At 54.1% G+C, this 20,749-nt stretch carries 20 protein-coding genes; 16 read left to right on the top strand and 4 right to left on the bottom strand.

Annotation, left to right across the window (positions count from 1 at the left end; translation table 11 throughout):
* The first annotated feature begins 1 nt into the window (after position 1).
* The 9 genes from B0G52_RS29820 (at position 2) to B0G52_RS29785 (ending at position 8,257) form a co-directional block, all read left to right on the top strand.
* Positions 2 to 556 carry a YmfQ family protein gene (locus B0G52_RS29820; protein ID WP_094050073.1) on the top strand — a complete coding sequence of 185 codons (555 nt, stop codon included), beginning with the start codon at positions 2 to 4 and terminating at the stop codon, positions 554 to 556.
* Entirely contained in the window at positions 556 to 1,539 is a 984-nt protein-coding gene (locus B0G52_RS29815) for a hypothetical protein (protein ID WP_094050072.1), read from the top strand. The genes B0G52_RS29820 and B0G52_RS29815 overlap by 1 nt, the downstream gene beginning before the upstream one ends.
* A 223-nt stretch (positions 1,540 to 1,762) precedes the next feature.
* Positions 1,763 to 4,345: a hypothetical protein gene (locus B0G52_RS29810; RefSeq protein WP_094050071.1), complete on the top strand. Its 2,583-nt coding sequence runs from the start codon at positions 1,763 to 1,765 to the stop codon at positions 4,343 to 4,345.
* Positions 4,346 to 4,357: 12 nt separating this feature from the next.
* Entirely contained in the window at positions 4,358 to 4,903 is a 546-nt protein-coding gene (locus B0G52_RS29805; protein ID WP_094050070.1) for a hypothetical protein, read from the top strand.
* A gap of 62 nt (positions 4,904 to 4,965) precedes the next feature.
* Positions 4,966 to 5,082 (top strand): CD1375 family protein, encoded by a 117-nt coding sequence (locus B0G52_RS35420; protein ID WP_143762672.1) that lies wholly within the window; start codon positions 4,966 to 4,968, stop codon positions 5,080 to 5,082.
* A gap of 93 nt (positions 5,083 to 5,175) precedes the next feature.
* Positions 5,176 to 5,436: a hemolysin XhlA family protein gene (locus tag B0G52_RS29800; RefSeq protein WP_094050069.1), complete on the top strand. Its 261-nt coding sequence runs from the start codon at positions 5,176 to 5,178 to the stop codon at positions 5,434 to 5,436.
* A 7-nt stretch (positions 5,437 to 5,443) separates the two neighbouring features.
* Positions 5,444 to 5,749: a hypothetical protein gene (locus B0G52_RS29795; protein ID WP_094050068.1), complete on the top strand. Its 306-nt coding sequence runs from the start codon at positions 5,444 to 5,446 to the stop codon at positions 5,747 to 5,749.
* Positions 5,688 to 6,470 (top strand): glycoside hydrolase family 73 protein, encoded by a 783-nt coding sequence (locus B0G52_RS29790; protein ID WP_094050067.1) that lies wholly within the window; start codon positions 5,688 to 5,690, stop codon positions 6,468 to 6,470. The genes B0G52_RS29795 and B0G52_RS29790 overlap by 62 nt, the downstream gene beginning before the upstream one ends.
* Before the next feature lie 929 nt (positions 6,471 to 7,399).
* Positions 7,400 to 8,257, top strand: coding sequence for a hypothetical protein (locus B0G52_RS29785; protein ID WP_094050066.1), 858 nt, complete (start codon positions 7,400 to 7,402; stop codon positions 8,255 to 8,257).
* A 48-nt stretch (positions 8,258 to 8,305) separates the two neighbouring features.
* Here B0G52_RS29785 and B0G52_RS29780 read toward each other — a convergent pair whose 3' ends face one another.
* Complete coding sequence (locus B0G52_RS29780; protein WP_094050065.1) at positions 8,306 to 8,950, bottom strand: NUDIX hydrolase; 645 nt, start codon at positions 8,948 to 8,950, stop codon at positions 8,306 to 8,308.
* 6 nt (positions 8,951 to 8,956) lie between these two features.
* A complete protein-coding gene (mscL, locus tag B0G52_RS29775) occupies positions 8,957 to 9,448 on the bottom strand; it encodes a large conductance mechanosensitive channel protein MscL (protein ID WP_094050064.1) in 492 nt (163 codons plus the stop codon).
* 183 nt (positions 9,449 to 9,631) lie between these two features.
* On the opposite strand from mscL, the gene B0G52_RS29770 reads away from it, so the two are divergent.
* Complete coding sequence (locus tag B0G52_RS29770) at positions 9,632 to 11,317, top strand: ATP-binding protein (protein ID WP_158223943.1); 1,686 nt, start codon at positions 9,632 to 9,634, stop codon at positions 11,315 to 11,317.
* Here the strand turns inward: B0G52_RS29770 and B0G52_RS29765 are convergent.
* On the bottom strand, positions 11,284 to 12,237 hold the full coding sequence (locus tag B0G52_RS29765; RefSeq protein WP_233163191.1) for a diacylglycerol/lipid kinase family protein: 954 nt from the start codon (positions 12,235 to 12,237) through the stop codon (positions 11,284 to 11,286). The genes B0G52_RS29770 and B0G52_RS29765 overlap by 34 nt on opposite strands.
* Before the next feature lie 109 nt (positions 12,238 to 12,346).
* Between B0G52_RS29765 and B0G52_RS29760 the strand changes: the two genes are divergently transcribed.
* From B0G52_RS29760 to B0G52_RS29740, 5 genes are all read left to right on the top strand, one after another.
* Positions 12,347 to 13,462, top strand: a complete 1,116-nt coding sequence (locus B0G52_RS29760) for a DNA alkylation repair protein (RefSeq protein ID WP_094050062.1) — start codon at positions 12,347 to 12,349, stop codon at positions 13,460 to 13,462.
* Positions 13,459 to 14,538 carry an FUSC family protein gene (locus B0G52_RS29755; RefSeq protein ID WP_094050061.1) on the top strand — a complete coding sequence of 360 codons (1,080 nt, stop codon included), beginning with the start codon at positions 13,459 to 13,461 and terminating at the stop codon, positions 14,536 to 14,538. The genes B0G52_RS29760 and B0G52_RS29755 overlap by 4 nt, the downstream gene beginning before the upstream one ends.
* A gap of 308 nt (positions 14,539 to 14,846) precedes the next feature.
* Positions 14,847 to 15,752, top strand: coding sequence for an ABC transporter permease (locus B0G52_RS29750; protein WP_233163201.1), 906 nt, complete (start codon positions 14,847 to 14,849; stop codon positions 15,750 to 15,752).
* A 12-nt stretch (positions 15,753 to 15,764) separates the two neighbouring features.
* Positions 15,765 to 16,631 (top strand): carbohydrate ABC transporter permease, encoded by an 867-nt coding sequence (locus B0G52_RS29745; protein WP_094050059.1) that lies wholly within the window; start codon positions 15,765 to 15,767, stop codon positions 16,629 to 16,631.
* 89 nt (positions 16,632 to 16,720) lie between these two features.
* A complete protein-coding gene (locus B0G52_RS29740; protein WP_094050058.1) occupies positions 16,721 to 18,295 on the top strand; it encodes an extracellular solute-binding protein in 1,575 nt (524 codons plus the stop codon).
* Between the two features lie 80 nt (positions 18,296 to 18,375).
* Here the strand turns inward: B0G52_RS29740 and B0G52_RS35760 are convergent, their stop codons facing one another.
* The gene (locus B0G52_RS35760; protein ID WP_158223942.1) at positions 18,376 to 18,609 is read right to left on the bottom strand and encodes a hypothetical protein; all 234 of its coding nucleotides are present in this window, start codon (positions 18,607 to 18,609) and stop codon (positions 18,376 to 18,378) included.
* A gap of 102 nt (positions 18,610 to 18,711) precedes the next feature.
* Here B0G52_RS35760 and B0G52_RS29735 point away from each other — a divergent pair, with 102 nt between their 5' ends.
* A complete protein-coding gene (locus B0G52_RS29735) occupies positions 18,712 to 20,745 on the top strand; it encodes a helix-turn-helix domain-containing protein (RefSeq protein WP_158223941.1) in 2,034 nt (677 codons plus the stop codon).
* Positions 20,746 to 20,749 lie beyond the last annotated feature (4 nt).

Below are 20,749 nucleotides of genomic sequence, written 5' to 3'. Positions count from 1 at the left end.
GATGACGAGCGTCCGGGGGAAGGAGATGTTGTCCTTTCTCCCGGACTATTATGCTACTTCTAGAGTCATGAGCGCCAACATGGAGTCTCAAGGCAAGGAACTGGACGCTCTATGGCAGGCGCTTGACGGCACGCTTGAGCAATATTTTGTCTCGACGGCGACTTGGGGATTGGAGCATTGGGAAAACGAGCTGGGCATTACAGTCGATGCTTCCAAGCCCATCGGGCAAAGACGGAGTGTCATTCTGTCCAAGATGCGCGGTATTGGGACGGTGACGGTCAGCCTGATTAAGTCGGTAGCCGAAGCCTATGACGGCGGAACAGTCGACGTAACGCTTCAGCCGGAAGCCTACACGTTCACGGTCAAGTTCGTGGATACGCGGGGCATTCCGCCCAACCTGGACGATCTCAAAGCTGTCATCGAAGAAATCAAACCGGCGCACCTCGCCGTCGAGTACGCCTTCACCTACACGCAGTGGAGCGAACTCAAGCAGAAGACGTGGGGCGAACTCAGTAACTTCACCTGGGGTGAAGTGATGACAAGGAGCTGGAGCTAATGGCGGAGACGACTCCTAATCTTGGGCTTAATAAGCCTGTAGAGAACGAACATGCGGATGTTGCGGTTATTAATTCGAATATGGACAAGATCGATCAGACGCTAGGAGATATGGCTTCTGTGCCGACGACGGCTAAGGATGCGGCGGGGGCTATATCGGAGCTTTTTACAAATGTCAGTGACGGTAAAGCACTAATCGCGTCCGCGATCACTGACAAAGGTGTTCCGACGGACGCGAATGATAGTTTTGCAGAGATGGCCGGTAACATTGAAGAAATTCATGTAGGTCCGGATACTAGCGATGCTACCGCTACAGCGGGGGATATCTTGGCATCCAAAACGGCTTATGGTGCTGCTGGGACTAAGTTGACGGGAACGATGGTCGACAGGGGAAATATGTCATTTACTCCGGGAGCAGTTGCGCAGGCGATCCCAGCGGGCAAACATGGAGGAGCCGGGCAAGTTGCGGCTGTCGTTGTGCCGGCGGATAAGGTGCTTGCGGGTACTACTATTGCGGGGACAGCGGGGACGATGCCAAATAGAAGTGGAAACGATATTCCCGCTACTGGTTCAGTTGCAGTACAAGGAAGATTAAATCTCCGTCCATCTATTGGCTATTGGAATGGGGTAAACTTCACGTATTTAGATGATCCCAATTTTATCAGCGCTAATATCTTGGCTGGAAAGAGCGTATTCGGACTTGCAGGATCTTTGATACAGGGGAAGGCATTTGCTTCGGGTTCTGCGGTGTCTGTATCTCCTGGCACACTTACTGTTACTAACCTCCCGTTTACACCTAAATTTATTGTTGTTCTTTCTACTAGCGGAACTGACCAATGGATGTGGACCAACTATTTAAGGGCATTTTCGACGAATACGTCAGGAGGTTTTTTGACTTCAGCCCATATGCCTAATGTAACGAGTGATGGATTTAGTTGGCTATTAACAAAAGTAGTAGCTGTGGACTGGATAGCCATCGGGTAAAAGAACATTCGGCATGTAATCGGACAGTGTGTATTTTGATCTGCGACATTGCTGGTGCCCGCGAGTACTGGAGAGCATTAAGCGACACCAAGTAAGTAAGCCTTCGCCTCTTATTTCGTTCTTGCTGAGTAATTTGTCGGCTTCTTTGACGTAGTGTGGATGCTCACAAACACTGATAACATAAGCGTTTTTAACTATTTCTAAGCCATAAGGAGTCGGTCACATGGCGGAATCTACGACTAATATCGGATTAATAAAGCCACTTGAGAGTGAATTTGTCAGTATAAACACTTTGAATGAAAATATGGACAGCGTTGATCATGCTCTCGGCCCATTGAATTCCCTCCCTACGTCATCGACCAATGTGGCTGGAGCAATCTCGGAAATATACGACCATTTGACGGACAAGCCTCTCAATCAATTGACGCTGAAGCAAGGTGTCCAGGTCGTACAAGGTGGGGATGTTCCGGCGATACTACATCCGACCATTAAAGGGCGGACGCTCGTTAATTTGTTGGGTCGGGATGGGAATTGTGAGAGTTTGAACGGTTGGGCGGTATACCAAGGTACACTAAGCCTCGACGCCACAAACAAGGTTTTTGGTAACAACGGGATTAAGATCACTAGCACGGCGGATAGTTCCAGTATGAATAAAACAGCGGCGGCAATCGGGGTGAACCCTGCTAAGCATTATCTTTACTCTGCGTATGTGAAGCTTGGAACGGCATCGTCGGTCGCGATTCGAAAGGACAATAACGGTGGAGGTACTGCGATATATGGGGCGCTGGTGACTTCGACAACGGCCTTTACGCGCGTCAATATGCGGTTGCAACCGTCTGATCTCCACTCCGGAAATTTCTTTACTATCGACTGCAATGGTTCGACAGGACAAACAGCCTATGTTGATGGAGTTTCCCTATATCAGATTACGGCGGAAGAATATGAAGCTATTGGGGGTATGACCGCTGCGCAGATTGAAATGATGTACCCCTACGTAGACGACATGAAGCACGTCAATGCCGTCTATATCGAGAATAAGGGGAAGAATCTGCTTCCTCCGTTTTCGGAGTGGAATTTGAGCGCAAACACTGTAGTTAAAGAACAATACAGAATAGAAATGACAAGCGCCGGAGAGAACGATTTGATAATGATGCTTTCTCCGAACACAACCTATACACTTTCGATTGAGTCGGCGACTTCCGCGAACGCCTTTGTTTTTTTGGATATTCATTATAAAGACGGCTCAACCGGAGGAATTGCGACAAACGACGGAATTAACTCAAAATCGTTCACGACTTTGGACAAGCCTATTGACAGGGTGAGAGTTGGATTTTTAGTTACATCAACCGGACACTTATTCAATCCCATGCTCAACGTCGGCTCCGAACCTCTCTCGTTCGAGCCGCAGAAACCGTCCTATCTCTACCTACCGGATTGCAACCTCCATTCCAACGTAGACGGCAGTGTAGCAGATCGGCTGTATACGGATGGACAAGGCAAACCGAGGGTGACGCGGCGGTTTCGGGAAATGGTACTGGATGGTTCGTTGGCGTGGGCGTATAACACGGACTACACTGGATATAAAGTTGTAAGGGTGACGCGTCCATCTGGAATAAATGAATCACTAGGCAACATGTTTGCCATTAAATATGATGGCAAAATATTAAACATAAATAATGCAGCTTATCCACCAACAGTAGACGCCATCTATACAGATGGCTTGCATTCTTATATTGGTATTGCCGACACCGACAGTGGCTGGGGCGAATCCTACACACCTACAGCAGATGAGATTAAGGCTTATTTTTTGGGATGGAAGATGGGCAACGGCGCAGATACATCGTTTCCGCCTTGGAGCGGCAGCGGCACGAAAATGTGGTTCAAGCTATACAACGGTGTTGGCATTAAGCATCCGTCGGCATTGGGAGCCCCAGTAGTTGACGACGGTAGCGCAACGACAACAGTCCCCACTACTTTTAATAACCAAGGCTTTACTCCCTACCGCCTCATGTACCAACTCGCCCAAAGCGTAGACGAGCCTGTCGCATACGAGGGCGCTCTTATGCTGCATGAGGGTGACAATCAGGTCGAGGTCGGAACGGGGATTGTTGTTCGGGAAGTTGCAAATCCAATGTTTGCGGATAATGCTTACTATATAGCGAGTCAACACAGCAATCCTTTTTACGCACCTGGGAGGATTTCGCATACGGTCGGTAAGTGGCTGGACGTCTTTAGAAATGGAGAGAGAGATAAGTATTGGTGGACTGGAGTTACTCTTTCGGCTTCATTCGTAAAGACTTATTACGACCCATCCGCCGCCTATTCTGTCACCTACTTGGCGCTCGACACCTATGCGATCGGCATCGCCCCGCAGACGATCAGTGCGGAGTATGCACCGAACATCCGGGAGTCGGTAAAATCGCTTGTGCGGGAGGTTGTCGAAGCTCGAACGGAAACGTCCGTCCTGGCGAACACGAAGGTGCAGAGGCAACAACCGCAATGGATCAATGCAACCTTGCTGAGTAATTGGACGGGGACGCTAAGATATTCAAAGTCCGATACCGGAATCGTTACTTTGATCGGAGATATCACGTCGGGCGTAATCACAGCGTTAACGAAAATTGCTGATCTACCAAAGGGGTATATACCGAGCGTGCATATGGGCGCGGTACTTATGCGTACATCCGGAGGCGCGGACGCCGGTTCAATTTTAATTAATTCAGGCGGAGCCGTTCAAATACCGACCGGTGTAACCTTGGCGGCGGCTACTCGTTACATGTTCGCCATATCTTACCGAGTGGATTAAGGGGGAGAAACCATGAAAGCAGCTATACAAATAGACCTCGACGGATACTACGTCGAACCTGTACTCGTCCCACTCTCGCAAACAGGCGTGACGGAAATCCGCGAGCGGCTACCCGCAGAAGACGACGAGGAGCCGGAAGAAATCGTAACTGGATATATCATCGCCGAGAAAGTCCCAAACGGGCTGTTTAAGCCCCGATGGGACTTTAATTTATGGGACAATTATCAGACTGCGCTTGTCACCTCCCGCGAGGCCTATGATGAAGAACTCGCAGGTTGGTACGCCCTACCCGAAGAGGAGCGCGGAGAACGTCCGGCATACGTTGAGCCGATCCGGCCGGAGTGCTGGGGCGAAGGGCTGCCACAGGAGCAAATCGACGAGATCAGGAACGCCCCGGTGCCATTGTCGCCAGAGCAGAGAATTGCTCAGCTCGAAGCGGAGAGCGTAGAGGTGATGCTGGGACTGACGGAAATCTACGAGACGCTGGTGGAGACGAACTCGGGGGCGATGCCTGGGTTGCAGAGGTTGATGAGTGTATTTTCGGGCGGGAAGCGATAGGATTATTGATTTACGAGTTTTAGGTCGTAAGTCTATACCCCCCCAATAAGGAGCTGAAAACCATGGCACAAATCTACGCCAGCCTGATTCGAAAAGGAATCAAAACGATAGACGACGTACCGGAGTCCAAGCGAGCGGAAGTGGAAGCTATTCTGAATGAGGCACTGGAGTCCGAATGAACGGGAAGTAGAAATTTGCCGGGCCGTATTAACCCCACAGATTAATTCAACTAATATCACAAAAAACTATTAAATCCCAGGAGGTGTCGCCACATGTCCAGCGAAGAAGCGCGCGTGCTCTCGGAAATTCGGGAGCGCGTCGTTAGGTTGGAGACGAAGATAGATGCGTTGACCGATGTCCGCGAGACGGCGGAGGCAGCAAGAGATGCGGCGCTTGAAGCGCTGCAGTCTACGAGGTCGGCGCATCTGCGGATAGACGAGATTGCCGACAACCAGCGTTGGCTGTGGCGGACGCTGGTCGGGGCGATCGTCGCCGCCGTGATTGCGGCCGTGACCAACCTGCAAGGAGGTTGAATACACTATGGACAAACTGATTTCGATGACCGATGAGGTGGCGCTTCTTGCCCCTATAGTCGCCGCATATGTAGGCGTCGCGAAGGAGTTTCGCGTGCCGAGCCGCTACTACCACCTCGTCAGCCTGCTCATCGCGACTGTCTTCATACTCGTACCGCAGCAAGTTCAGCAGACACTCACGACGATCTCCGTAATCGGATTGACGGCGTCGGGCGTCTATCATTTTACGAAAAAGAGGGAGGAAAGATCCGATGGTCAAGCTCAGCAGAGCGGAGTTTATCGCCACATTGGCTCCGATAGCGATCCGGGTTAGAAGAGAAGGTTCCCCTCTGTTTCCTTCTGTCAGGTTGGCCCAAAACCTGCTGGAAACGGGGGGAGTGCTGCATCCTTGGAACAATCTCGGAGGGATTAAGGTCGGCAGCGGCCAAACGAACGCTTACTGGAAAGGCCAGTATGTGCGCAAGGGAACGTGGGAAGTCGAGAACGGTGCGAGGGTCGATACGACGGCGCTGTTCCGCGCTTACGACAGCATCTACGATTTCTATAAGGATCAGGATCTGCTGCTTCAGCTCTCTCGCTACGAACGCGTCAGGAAGGCGCCTACTCCCGAGATTCAGGCGGAAGCCCTGCGTCTGAGCGGGTATGCGACCGATCCGCAATACGGCTCGAAAATCATCGCCCTTATTCAGAGCAATCGTCTGACGCAATACGACGAACAGGCTGCTCGTCCAGAACCGGTGAATCCTCCGCAACGGGAGCCGCTGACAATTCCCGTCCGGCTTAACGGCAAACCGCTTGCCGAGGGAAGCCTAATCTCCGGCCAGACTTGGGTCCCCGCAAGAACGGTGGGTGAAGCACTCCAGCTCAAAATCGGCTTCACGAATAAAACCGTTACGGCTAACGGTCAGCCGCTTCCGACTCTATTATTCGGAAACTTTGGGTACGTGCCGGTAAGAGATTTGATCGCAGTCCACGATACGGCGAAAGTAGTTTGGAGCGGAGCGGACACCTCGGTCGACATTAAGACGGGTTAAACGCGGTATCCGCACGGCTGTGAAGCCGTAGGCCAATCCCGCCCATCAGTCTCACCGGCTAATCCGGTCGGCCAATCTCGTCGGTCAAACCCGTCTAGTAGAGCGCCCCCGAAGTAACGTAACCAAAGCGTTGAAGAATCTAGGCTGACTCAGTCTTGCTGAGTCGGGTTGGAGCATCGAATGGGACGTCAGAGTAGCTGCAACCGCGCTGAATCGGGTTGGAGCATCGAATGAGCCGGTAGAGTCGCTGCAACCGCGCTGAGTCGGGTTGGAGCATCGAATAGGACGTCAGAGTAGCTGCAACCGCGCTGAATCGGGTTGGAGCATCGAATGGGACGTCAGAGTAGCTGCAACCGCGCTGAGTCGGGTTGGAGCATCGAATGGGACGTCAGAGTAGCTGCAACCGCGCTGAGTCGGGTTGGAGCATCGAATGGGACGTCAGAGTAGCTGCAACCGTGCTGAGTCGGGTTGGAGCAGCGAATGAGCTGGTAGAGTCGCTGCAACCGTGCTGAGTCGGGTTGGAGCAGCGAATGAGCCGGTAGAGTAGCTGCAACCGCGCTGAGTCGGGTTGGAGCGGCGAATGAGCTGGTAGAGTAGCTGCAACCGTGCTGAGTCGGGTTGGAGCAGCGAATGAGCCGGTAGAGTAGCTGCAACCGTGCTGAGTCGGGTTGGAGCATCGAATGGGCCGGTAGAGTAGCTGCAACCGTGCTGAGTCGGGTTGGAGCATCGAATGGGACGTCAGAGTCGCTGCAACCGCGCTGAGTCGGGTTGGAGAGTAAGATTGCATCGGCTTCGAGCGCAATCGCATTTTACTTCTGGAATGCTCTACTAGGCATCGGTACCCACCTGAGCCCCCTCTGCATATGCTATAGGCAATCATACTGCCCGCAGACCGCGCAGGCGGCATATCTTTGGAGGGGGCTGACCCGATGTCGCGCATTCCGAATTTTCCGCAGAGCCTGCTCGACGAGCACAAGAATTGGCATCATGCCCGGCACAACGTCAACATCAACAACCCGCCGCCCGGCTACGGGCTGGAGTTTTTGCAATTTCACCGCGATTTTATCGGCCGCGCGCAGGCTTGGTATCGCCAGAACGGACTCGATCCGAACTTGATCGAGGCATGGGTTTCCGTTCCCGAAGCGATCCGCAGGACGCCCTGCTACAATCAGGCGGCCGAGGCGAGAGTTCTGTTCCGGCCGGAGTCGTTCGCGAGCGCCGACGAGCTAGGGCGCTTTATCGAATCGTCGAACCTTCATGCTTGCATTCATCAGGAAGGGGCGAGGCTGTTCGGTGAACCGGAGCTGAATGACTTCGATTACGCGCCGAGGCACACGGAATTTTATAACATCCACAATATGATCGACCGTTGGTACCGTAACTGGGAGGGGCTTGGCCGCTTCCGGCCGGACGGAGGGTATTGGTATGGCTCGTTCGAAGGTGACGGGGACGAGATTCTGCTGTACAATTCGTTGTTCGGAGACTGGTGGTTGGGCAAGCTGAGCGAACAAAGCGCCGTCGGAAACGATCCGTCCAACGAGATGAGGGTGGAATGGACGGCGATCGGGGACAGCCGCAAGTTCGGGCCGATGAACGACGGCCGACTGTTCCGCATCTGGGACGCAGACGGCGACGGCAAGCTCGAAGTGCTGTTCAGGCACCCGACTCAGGGAGATTGGATGGAAGGGAAAATAAAGAACGGGCGGATCGGCTGGCAGCCGATTCGGCTTAAGCCGTTCGGTCAGCCAGACGATTCCGCCCATGGCTCCATACTACATTCAGTTTAGTTTAGTTTAGTTCCGCTCCCGGCGACATTAACCACCTTCTCATCCGCTTCATCGCCCCACAAGCCCTTGCAGAAACTTAAATACGGAGACGTAGTACTCCAAATCCCGCCCAACGAAAGAGCTGCAGGCAACCTCGACTTCCGCAGCCTGCAGCTTGCCCTCGCGAAGGGCCGCGCCCCGTGCGCGGACAAGCTCCCGCCGTCCTTCCATCAGATCGATCAGTTCGTCCGCGTCCGCCTCGTACAGACCGGCGACTTCTTCCTCCTGCAGCCGGAAGTCTGTCACCTGCATCGACACTTCCAGGCCGTAGACCCGGCTGACTTCATTGTCGACGTAAGCCGCGCCTCCGACCACTCCTGCCGCTTGCTCGCGAACGATCCCGTACTCGCGCAGCGCCTCGAAGCTCACCTCGACGCCAAGCTCCTCCCGCAATTCGCGAACGATCGCTTCCGGCGTCTCGCCGGCTTCCAGATGCCCGGCCGCCGTAATGTCGAAGCAGCCCGCGCCCGTATCTTTGTTGGCGGAACGCTGCTGGAACAGCACTTTGGCGACCGTACGGCCCTCCCGTTCTTCCCGGCGAACGAGCCAGCAATGGACCGTATGGTGCCAGAAGCCTAGCCGGTGCGCTTCCTTGCGCTCGGCCGTGCCGATCCAGACGTCGTTGTCATCGTAGATGTCGAAGAGTTCGGTCAACGGCGGTTACCCATTGGCCGGGGAGGCTTGTCCGACCGGCGTTACTTCGGATGTGCAGTGGGAGCAGCGGGAAGCCGCCTTCGGAATGTCGGACAGGCAATACGGGCACTCGCGCGTCGTCGGTTCGGCCGGAGCTGCGGCTTCCTCTTCCTTTTTACGGCTGAGCTTGTTGATGAATTTGACCAGGACGAAGACGCACAGGGCAACCAGCAGGAAATCGATCAGAATGTTAATAAACTGTCCGTATGCAATGACTGCGATCCCGGCTTCCCGCGCTTGATCGAGCGATTCCGGCGTCTTGGACGGATCAAGGTTCCAATACAAATCCTTAAAGTTCACGTTGCCCAGAAGCTTACCGATCGGAGGCATGACGATATCGTTGACGAGAGAGGTGACGATCTTGCCGAAGGCCGCCCCGATGATGACGCCCACGGCCAGATCCACGACGTTGCCGCGCATCGCGAAAGCTTTGAATTCGCTGAAAAATGACTTAAACATACTGAAACCTCCAATTTTAGACTTTATCAGAAAAGGAATTTGCTGGTACTCGTCGAATGCTATAAAACAAAAGCAACTGATGTCAGATTATGCGAGGGATAAAAGATGAACGGTACCGTAGCCTCATGGCCCCCTTTTTTTCTGCTGCTGGCACTGTTAATTAGCATACTCGCATCTTATACCATGTTCAACTTCATTAGCAATCTCAAACGTTCGAACGGCACGTTCCGCCAGTTCTGGCTGGCCGGAGGAGCATTCGTGTTCGGACTGGGATTGTGGGCGAAACACTTCGTGGCTCTGCTGGGCAATCATGAGCCGATCATATTCACATGGGTGATGCCGGTTGCGCTGATGTTCATTATTTTCTTCTCGTTAATGGCTTTCGTGATGCTGACCTTCCAAGGGGTGCTGAAGTATCGCTTGGTGTATGGCAGCTCGATTCTCGCCTTCGGCGTCGCCATCATGAATTACTTCAGCGTATTCGGCCCGAAGATCGAGCGTCTGGAAGTCCAGCCGGGCAAGCTGTTCCTGTCTTTGCTGATGCTGTTTTTCGGTACGCTGCTGGCGTTCATGCTGGCGGAATCGACGTTCAAGTTCCGGAAGTTCATGGCGAGCGTATTGCTCGGGACGCTGGTCGTCTGGCTGCAGCTGTTAGGCACGCAGGCGCTCAGAGTCGAATATTCGGCGGGCATCTACAGCACGTCGGACAAGCTTATTCAGGATATCAATCTGCTGGCGTTGATTCTCGGATTGGGCGCGCTGCTCATTCTCGTCTCCACCCTCATTACCTGGTACATAGACAAGCGGCTGAACCAGATGGACGAGCGTTACAGACTGCTGGTAGAGAACTCTCTCGATACGATCGCGATTCTGAAGGGCAGCCGCTGGGGCTTCGTCAACGCCGCCGGCTTGAGGATGTTCGAGGCGGAGGGCGAGAGCGACCTGCTCGGCAAGTCGATCTACTCCTTCCTGCCGGCCAAGGATCACAATACGATCAAGGAGAGACTTCATAACCTGGTATTCGTGGGCAGCAGCAAGCCGATCGAGCAGGAATGGTTTACGTTAAAAGGGAAAGTGCTTCACACCGAGATCGTGGAGACGATGACGACGCTGGACAACGAGCCGGCGATTCAGATCATCATTCGCGACATTTCCGAGCGGAAGAAGAACGAGGAACTGCTCATCAACTCGGAGAAGCTGTACGTGGCGGGCCAACTGGCGGCGGGCATCGCACATGAAATCCGCAACCCGCTCACCTCGCTTAAAGGCTTCCTTCAGTTGATCGTCTCCGGAAGAAGAAACAATAACAGCTACTACGACATTATGAACGCCGAGCTCGACCGGATCGAGGACATCGTCAGCGAGCTGCTGATGCTCTCCAAGCCTCAGGTGTACGAGCTGACTTATCAGGACTTGCGCGTCATGATGCGCGATACGGTGACGCTGCTGGAGACGCAGGCGATCCTTCACAATATCGCGATCGAGGCGGAGTACGGCACGGAGCCGCTCTGGATCTACGGGGTGGAAAATCAGGTCAAGCAGGTGTTCATCAACGTCATCAAGAATGCCATCGAAGCGATGAGCGACGGGGGTTCGATCGGCATCAAGCTGTCGCGCGAGCATGACGGCGTATTCGTTCGCATTCGCGACGAGGGGCCGGGCATCGGGGAAGACCAGCTGGCGAAAATGGGGCAGCCTTTCTATACGACGAAGGAGAAGGGGACGGGACTCGGCCTGATGGTCAGCTACAAGATCGTAGACAACCATCAGGGCAAGATCGACGTCAAGAGCGAGCTTGGCAAAGGCACGTTGTTCGAGATCATGCTGCCTTTCCGTTACCCGGAAGCCGAGATCAAGAAGTCCAGCTGACCGGGGCGAATCTCTGCCCGGAGCGGAGTGTGTCCGACAGGCTCTCCGTCTCCGAAGACGAGCATCGCAATCTCGGATTCTATCTCCGCCGCGCTTCCCGATAGCATAGTTACATAACGAGTCCAACGCACGTGCTTGCCGAAGAGAACGGTCGGGAAAATGGTGAGGAAACGAACAACGCTGCACCCGTGCACGACACATACGTGAAGGAGCCCGTCGTCCGGTTGGGCGGACGGGCTTATTCGCAATCCGCCTCCGTAAGTAGGAACGTTGGTGACGGCGGACAGCCAGCATCTCTCGAAGCGTCGCGTCGTTCCGTCGATGGTGACCTTCACGGTTCGGGGCTTGAACTTGCCAAGGATGCGAAGCAGGCCGATTACATAAGCGAGAGAGCCGAGCCCGAGCTTGTTGCACCATTTCTTGTACGACGAGCCGTTGACGTCCGCCGCTACCGCAGCGTCCAGACCGATGGCGACGGCGGTCAGCGTATGCTGGGATTGCCCGTTCTCTTCGAACGTCTCCAATAGATCTATCTTTCGCGTATGCCCCGCGACAATGAGCTCGAGGGCGCGAAGTGGGTTTCTGGGAATGCCGAGAGCGCGGGCCGTATCGTTGCCCGATCCGGACGGGATGAGGCCAAGCGGAATGCCGGAACCTGCAAGCAAAGGGAGCAGACCGTGCAGGGTACCGTCGCCGCCGACTACAGCAACCGCTTTCAAATCACCGCGATCGATCCGTTCGCGAACGAGAATGCGGGCCTGCTCGGCAGATGAAGTCGAGATGCGGTCGTAGGAGGCACCGAGCCGGACAAGCTCCGCCTCCAAGCGTTTCCATACGGAGCGGCTGCGGCCGTTGCCGGAAGTTTCGTTGACGACGAACAGAATCAAGTTGCCCAATCCTCTCTGAAGTTGGCTGATCATTCCTCCATTATAAGGGGACGCCGGGCGATCGGGAAGCCTGTCCGTGAGGTGGAATTTATTCGCCGGGCGGACATGCTATAATGGATTTATTTAGCTGGAGGAGTTCATAATGCCGGAGCCGCTTAAGGCCATGTATAACGCCCAGTTCTTGAAGGCGTTCGGAGATACAGTCAAGCAAGCGTACGCCAAATTCGAAGTCGACCGATTCCTCAATCTCGTACTCGGGGAGGGATGGGAGGAGCTGGAGCTTAAGCAGAGAATGCGCAGAATTACGGAGAGTCTGGGTCAGACGCTTCCCGCCGATTACGGCCAGGCGCTGGACGTGCTGGAGGCGATCTCGGACGAGTGCCGCGGCTTTCCGTATTTGTTCTTCCCCGACTTCGTCGAGAAGTACGGGCTGGGCGATTGGGAGCGGTCGGTGCGGGCGCTGGAGGAATTCACCTCCGGCTCCAGCGCCGAATTCGCCGTGCGTCCGTTCATCAAGCTCGATCAGGAGCGCATGATGGCGCAGATGCTGGAGTGGAGCGGGAGTCCCGACGAGCACGTCCGCAGATTGGCCAGCGAAGGCTGCCGCCCCCGCTTGCCCTGGGGAGAGGCGCTCGGCGCGCTGAAGCGCGACCCTGCGCCGATCCTGCCGATTCTGGAGCGGCTGAAGGCGGACCCGTCGGAATACGTCAGACGCAGCGTGGCGAACAACCTGAACGACATCTCCAAGGATCACCCGCAGCTGGTGCTCGATATTGCGAAAGCTTGGCAGGGCGGCTCCGGGGAAGGAACGGATTGGATCGTTCGCCATGCCTGCCGCGGCCTGCTGAAAGCCGCCCATCCCGAGGCGATGGCCTTGTTCGGCCTTGCTCCGCAGGAAGGCATCGAGGTGCTGGAGTGGGAAGTGCACCCGGCCGCTCTTGCGATCGGAGAATCGGTGGAGTTTCGGTACGGACTGCAAACCTCCGCCGGAGAAGAGGCGAAGCTGAGGATCGAGCTGGCCGTCTATTTTCCGCGCTCGAACGGCAAGCTGTATCGCAAGCTGTTTAAGCTCAGCGAGAAGATCGTTCCGGGAGAGACGCGCGTTCAAGGGGGAAGAGGCTTCTCGTTCGCGGACCTGTCCACCCGCCGGCACTATCCGGGCGTGCATCGGATGGCGCTCGTCGTGAATGGCCGCGAGGTCGCGGAAGTCGACATTGAACTGCATGCAGCTGCGGATCAAGGAGGCGCGCAAGCATGACGATCGGAGCCCGCGTGCTGAAGACCGGCCTTGCGGTCGCCATCGCGCTGTGGATCGGCCAACTGATCGGTCTCGAATCCCCGCTTATCGCGGCCATCGCTTCGATTTTCACGATTCAGCCCTCCATTTATCGCTCGTGGACGCAGATGCTGGACCAGGTGCAGAGCAACGTGCTCGGCGCGATCATCGCGATCGGCGCCGTCTGGCTGATCGGCAATACGCCGATTCTCGTCGGACTCGTCTGCATCGGCGTCATCCTGATCTGCATTCGCTTGAAGGCTGAGGACACGATCGCGCTGACGCTCGTCACCGTCGTCGTCATTATGGAAGCGCACGGTCAAGGCTGGATGATTGCATGGGACCGGCTGGCGGCTATTCTGACCGGGATGGTATCCGCCTTCGCGGTGAATGTCGCCGTCGCACCGCCCCGTCACCGGACGCGGTTCGTGAAGCAGGTCGAGGATGCCCAGGCCTTGCTGTCCCGGCTGCTGCGCACGGTCATCTCCAACGAGCTGAAGGAGAGCGTGTACCGGAAGGAGCAGACCGAGCTGCGGATGAAAATCCGCAAGCTGGAAGATTACTACGACATGTTCGCGGAAGAGCGGGTATGGAGAAAGCAGCCGCGGCTGAAGCGAGCCCGTCTGCTCGTTGTGTACAAAGGAATGCTCTTTGCCCTGGAGCGGGGCTATGCGCTGATCGAGGCGGTGGAGGAGCAGTACTGGGCCGTGTCCACGCCGAAGTCGTGGAACCGGCTCATCGATCGGGAGATCGAAGCGCTGTGCGCCTATCACGAGCAACTGCTCTGGAAGTGGGACGGGAAAATGAAGCCTGGAGCTTCCTCGGCCGCGCCGCCGCCCGAAGCCTCGATTCTGCTGAGCGAGCTGATCGACGAGCAGATGGAGAAAGATCAGGCGGCCCGTTCCCGGATGCTCGTCATTCTGGGCGCGGTGTACAACTACGAAGAACGGCTGCGGAGACTCGATAAGCTGATGGAGCAGTGGCTTCAGCGCCAATCGGGGACGGACGAAGAGGAGGAGAGCCTTCGGAAGCTGCTGAATGAACGTTTCTCTCCGTGACTTCCCCCAACAATAAGGACAACGACCGCTCTGCGATCAAGATCGCGGGCTTTCGTTGTCCTTTTTGCTGCGCGCGCAAAATAGTATTATCCGTTAAAAAAGTGCAAGCTCCGAATCGGATATGTACGATTGCCGTTGCTTCCTGAAGCGGTTTATAGTTGCGGTGTTGAAACCGTCCGAGCCGGCTCAAATTTCAGGATGAGTCAATCAAGTCAGGAGGAGGAGAAAATTTGAGTCCCAAAGCAACGGACTATCATTCCTTGCAATTGCATCGCGGCAATGCCGGAACCGGCAAACGTGCCGACTCGATCCGCAGATTGCGGAGCGACCTTAAGAGAGACAAGTACTTGTACCTTCTGATCCTGCCGGGGATATTGTTCTTCATCATATTCAAATATTTCCCCATGTACGGCATTTTGATGGCATTTCAGAAGTACTCCCCCTTCGCGGGAATTTTCAATAGCCCGTGGGTAGGACTCGAGCATTTTAACCGCTTCTTCGCCAATCCGGATTTTTTGCAGCTGCTGCGAAATACGATGGCGATCAATTTCATGCAGCTGATTCTGTTCTTTCCGCTTCCGATCGTATTGGCTATTTTGCTGAACGAGCTTCGCAGCGAGAGGTTCAAAAGAATCGTCCAATCGATCGTCTACTTGCCGCACTTCTTATCCTGGGTCATCATCGCGGGACTGACTTTCCTGCTGTTTGCCACGGGCGACGGCTTCATCAACAACGTGCTCGCGGCTCTCGGGCTTCCGAAATGGAACGTGCTGACGAATCCGAATCTCTTCTGGATCATGCTCACCGCGCAATCGATTTGGAAGGAAGCCGGGTGGGGGACGATTATCTTCCTGGCGGCCATCGCTGGCGTGAATATGCAGTTGTACGAGGCGGCGAGAATAGACGGAGCGAATCGGCTGCGGCAAATCTGGCATGTGACGCTTCCGGCGATTCGCACGGTTATCGTGATTCTGCTGATCCTCAGGCTGGGTTCAATCATGGACGTAGGGTTCGAACAAGTCTTCTTGATGGCTAACGGTGCGGTGTCTGAAGTGGCGGACGTGTTCGATACTTATGTATACCGGGTCGGGATTCAGCAAGGACAATTCAGCTACAGTACCGCGGTGGGCCTCTTCAAGTCGATCGTAGGGTTGACGCTGGTGCTGTTCAGCAACTGGCTGGCGAAGCGCTTCGGCGAAGAGGGCGTTTATTAGAGGAGGGATCACGTGAAGCAGTTTGCGGGGGACCGCATATTTAATGGTCTTAATGTCTTGTTGTTGAGTTTGGTAGCTTTGGTTACGTTCTTTCCGATCTACTACGTACTGGTCGTTTCCTTCACGGATCCTTCCGAATATATGAAAAACCAATTTATCGTATTTCCGCAGAAATGGTCAACGATCTCTTATGAATACTTGCTGTCGAGCAAAGCTTTCGTAAACTCGCTTGGCGCAAGCGCGTATCTGGCTGTCGTGGGGACTTTATGCAGCCTGGTTGTGTCTTCCGCTCTCGCCTACGGATTGTCACGGCGAAGGCTGAGGGGACGCAGATTCCTGATGCTGTTCATTCTGATCACGATTCTGTTCCAGCCGGGCATTATTCCCAACTATATGTTGATCCGGCAATTGGATCTCATTAACAGCTATTGGGCGATCATTCTTCCGGCGTTAACGAGCGGTTGGAACGTTCTGCTGATGAAAGGATTTTTCGACAGCCTTCCGGATGAGCTCGAGGAAGCGGCTTCGATCGATGGATGCAACGACATTTCCACCTGGATCAGGATCATTCTCCCGCTGTCTTTGCCGGCGCTTGCGGCGTTCGGATTGTTCTTCGCTGTAGCGTACTGGAATACGTACTTCAATGCGCTTCTGTATATTACGAATTCAGCGAAGTGGCCGATTCAGGTTATTTTGCAAAATATGCTGATTAGCGCTTCCACGGGCGACCTTCTATCGACGGCATACACGGAGAAGCCGCCTTCGCAAACGCTCAAGATGGCCGCGGTGATTATCGCTACCGTTCCGATTCTATTCGTCTATCCTTTCTTGCAGAAACATTTTGCCAAGGGCGCCCTTATAGGGTCCGTCAAGGGATGAACGATGAACCGAAGTAATGCGGCCGCGCAAAAAAATTGCCCATTCGGGCAGCGCTGCCTTATTATAAAATTAATTTAGGGGGAAACGAAATGAAAAGAAGAGCACTCTTTGCAATCGCTTTGGTAACCGCTTTCGCGATGCTGCTCGCCGCATGCGGAGGAAATAAGAGCACTAGCGAACCGCGCGCTTCCGGCGGGGGCGCGGCCACTTCTTCCGCCAGTGCCGGAAACGGCGGAAGCGCCGATGCGAAGCCTCTGAAAGTCAGCGTGATGACCCAGCAGACCGCTCCGATGCCGCCTGCTCCGGACAACGAGATCGAGAGGTTGATCGAACAAGCGACGAATACAGAGCTCGATGTCGAATGGGTTCCCCAAGCCGTCTACACGGACAAATTGAACATTACGCTCGCCTCCGGCGACATCCCGGATCTGATCTTCATCCAGGACCCGTTCAGCCCGGTATTCCGTGGAGCGGTGGAGCAGGGCGCGTTCTGGGACTTGGCGGCGTATTACAAGGATTATCCGAACCTGGTCAATCTGATCGATCAGACCGCCTGGGAATTGACGAAGCAGGTGGACGGCGGAAACTACGGCATCCCGCGTCCGCGTCCTTCGGAGGGAGCAGCTTTCCTGAATATCCGCAAGGATTGGCTGGACGAGTCCGGGCTCGCCATACCTGCGACTACGGATGATTTTTATCAGATGCTCGTGACGGTTAAAGAGAAGAAGAACATCGTTCCTTTTCCTACGGGCGTCGATCAGAACGGTTTGAATATGGGTACTGCCCTGGGAGCAATCGAAAGCGCGTTCACGGGAGCGACTTGGGGAACTAACGGCGGCTGGAAGCTGGCGGACGGCAAGCTGACGAATACGGTTTTCCTGCCGGAACAGCGCAGCGCGATCGAGTACATCAAGAAGCTGTACGACGAGAAATTGATTTCGGAAGATTTCGCTTCCATTAAGGGAGATACCGTCAAAAATCTGTTCAATTCCGGCAAAGCCGCGGTCTATCATGACAAAGCGGGAAATATGCGCATGTACGTAGATGAATTGCTGAAGATCGAACCGGATTTCAAAGAAACGGATTTTTACCCGATACTTGCACTGAATGGATACGCCCCCAAAGATCCGGGCTTCAACGGACTGATTTCGATTCCGAAATCCGTTCCGGAAGACAAAATGAAGGGCATTCTGAAAATGGTGGATACGTGGATGAACGACGATATTTTTGCCCATCAACAGTGGGGAATCGAGGGGATTCACCATACGGTGCAGGACGGTCAAAAAGTGTTGGATACGGCGAAGATGGATCAGGACGGCGTCTCTAACTACAATCAGATCGTGTATGTCTCCAATCCGTACGCAAGCATGTCCAAAGACTTCTTCGCTCAGGAAACGCAGGATTTGTATAAAAAAATTCAAGACGACCGCGCTGCGATGGGAAGCGTGCCGGATTATACGATCGGCCTGAACTCCCCGACGGCCAACCAGTACATGACGGAAATCAACAAGGATATGACTGATTTGAAAGTGAAAATCATTCTGGGCTCGGCTCCGATCACGGCTTGGGACGACTACGCGAACAAGTTAAAAGAGGATTCCAATATGACGAAGATCACGCAAGAGCTGAACGATGCGTATGCGAGCCGATCGGGTTCCAAATAAGGGATAGTTCGATCATGGGGTATCGTTAGCCGTCACTTCTCAGCAGAATCTTGTCGAACTGTCGGCAGGGTTCTGCTATTTTAGGAATGAAAGCTAACGAACAAGCCGATGGCGGTGATGAGGTGTTCAGCAGGATCAGGAGGTTTTCGGCGAACAAGCGGCAAGGGTTCGGGGCTTTTTACAAGAAAAGTCTTATTCTCACTTTGTTCGTTGCGAGCATTCCCGGAATTATTATCGGGGGTTGCGTATATTGGATCGTTGGCGGGCAAATCAACCACGAACTGCAGAGCCACAATCGCCAGCAAATCAATCAAAGCGTCTCCTATTTCAACAACCAGTTTTCCCACTTGGAATTAAATATGGCGCATTGGTCGTTCGATCCGAGCTTCGGCAACGAATTGAGGAGGCTTGATTTCGTGAACGACTATGTTCAAGTGAGAAACATCTTTCAGACGCTGTTGATCATGGAAATGTCCGATCCTCTTATCAATCATGTGGAGCTGTTTCTCAATGAACCGCGTCCCGTGCTGTTTACGCGCAGCGAATATAAGTTTCTGACCGACCGGAAACCACTCGATGAATATCTCTCCCTGATGGAACGGCCCAAATCGATCAACTGGATGATATCGGAGGAAAACGGCGCCGTCGACTTGACCTTATACAACAAATTGCTGGGGGGAAGCTTATCTCCGTTCGGAACGATATTCATTACGCTTAACAAACGCCAATTAACCGATATGCTGCTAACGTTGACCCCTCGCGATCAAGGCTCTTCGTTTCTGATGACGGAACAGGGACAGTGGCTGCTGTCGAGCAACGGCGAGGTCCCGTCCGCCCTGGAAGAGGCCGTCCGATCGCAAGTGTTGACTTACGGCGGCAGCACGAATTCCTTTTTGTACAAATGGGATAAAACAACCTACTCGGTATCCTTCGGCAACATTGAGCGATTGGGGTCGACGTGGACATTCGTATCGGTTGCCCCCTTGTCTGCCATTACGGCGCCCGTTAAAGTCATCTCTCAGGTCATTGTCTGGATCAGTCTGGCCGGAATGCTGGTGGCCGCAACCTTATCCTGGTTCGCGTCCCGCAAACTGTATTCTCCCGTCAACCGGCTGGTACAGATGATCGCAGGGGACAGAAATGACGGGGCGAGAGCGAATCGCGAAGACGAGTTTGCCGTCATAGAGGCGCAATGGAAGCATTTGACCAAGGAACGGCACTCCCTGATGAGCCGTCTCTCCGAACAGCTCCCGTATTTGCGGGAAGGGTATCTACTGCAGTTGGTGCAAGGCTATTTGTATTCTTTTTCAGAGGAAAAAATAAGAGAACGGATGGAGCAGTACGGCTGGCAAGTGGAAAACAAGCAATTTATCGCGCTGATCATTCAGCTTTCCGGCTTTGCGAATTTGCAGGGGAGATTTTATAAAGGCGACGAAGGTCTTGTGACGTTCGTAGCCGCCAACATCGTGGAGGAACTGAAGGACACCGGCATTGGGCAATCCATCGTCATCAATTTTCATGATTTGTCTATCGGGCTGCTGCTCCTGGTTCCGGATCGGACGAGCATGGAGCAGTTCCGGACGGAGTTGTCCGCGTTTTGCGAGAACCTGATCAAAGCGATTCAGAAGGTTCTTTCGCTGAGGGTCACGATTTCCGTCAGCAAGAGTTCGTCGCAGGCGTATCAAATCCCGTATTTGTTCGAAGAGGCCAGGCAGGCGTTAAGCCATAGAGACCTTCTGCACGACATGCAGATCATCGGTTTGAACCCGGACAGGAGCTCGGAACAAAGCCAAAGATACGCTTACCCTTTTGCCGTGGAGAAAGAGATTTTGCATGCGCTTCGAATGGGAATGCGCAACGAATTGCCCGAACTCCTCTTCCAATTCATGAAAGAGCTGACGGCCGGCGGGTCCAAGGAAATGATTATCCGGCATGGCATGCTTCAGCTTCTGGCCAGCGTCCAACATGCGATTATGAAGATGGGAGTGTCCCACGAGACGTTCGCCGGCACCGGCTTAAGCGCCCGGCTGTCCCAACTGGACGACCCCGATGAGATGCTTCGATGGTTCTCGGAGCAGGTGATTCAGCCGTTCCTGAACGTCTGGGACGAACAGCAGGATGCCAAGCTGATGCATCTGGTGGAGAAAGTCATCCAGTATATGCAGAACCATTATATGAAGGATATCTCGCTGGATTCCTGCGCCGAACAGATCAACATTCCGTCGTATACGTTAAGCAAAACGTTTAAGCAGGTCACGGGATTGAATTTCATCGAGTATTTGACGGGAATCCGGATTGAGAAGGCGAAGGAATTTCTGCAGTCGACGGATCTGAGAATCAACGACGTCGCCGAGAGAGTCGGTTATCAGCCTACGTACTTCAATCGGATTTTCAAAAAGCTGGAGGGCATTACGCCGTCCCAATACAGGGAGAAGAACCAATTGGACTGAGGAG

Origin of the sequence: Cohnella sp. SGD-V74 (assembly GCF_003001675.1) — a bacterium.
Classification (GTDB): domain Bacteria; phylum Bacillota; class Bacilli; order Paenibacillales; family Paenibacillaceae; genus Cohnella.
Note: the sequence above shows the minus strand (reverse complement) of the source record. Positions and strands in the feature narration are given on the sequence as shown.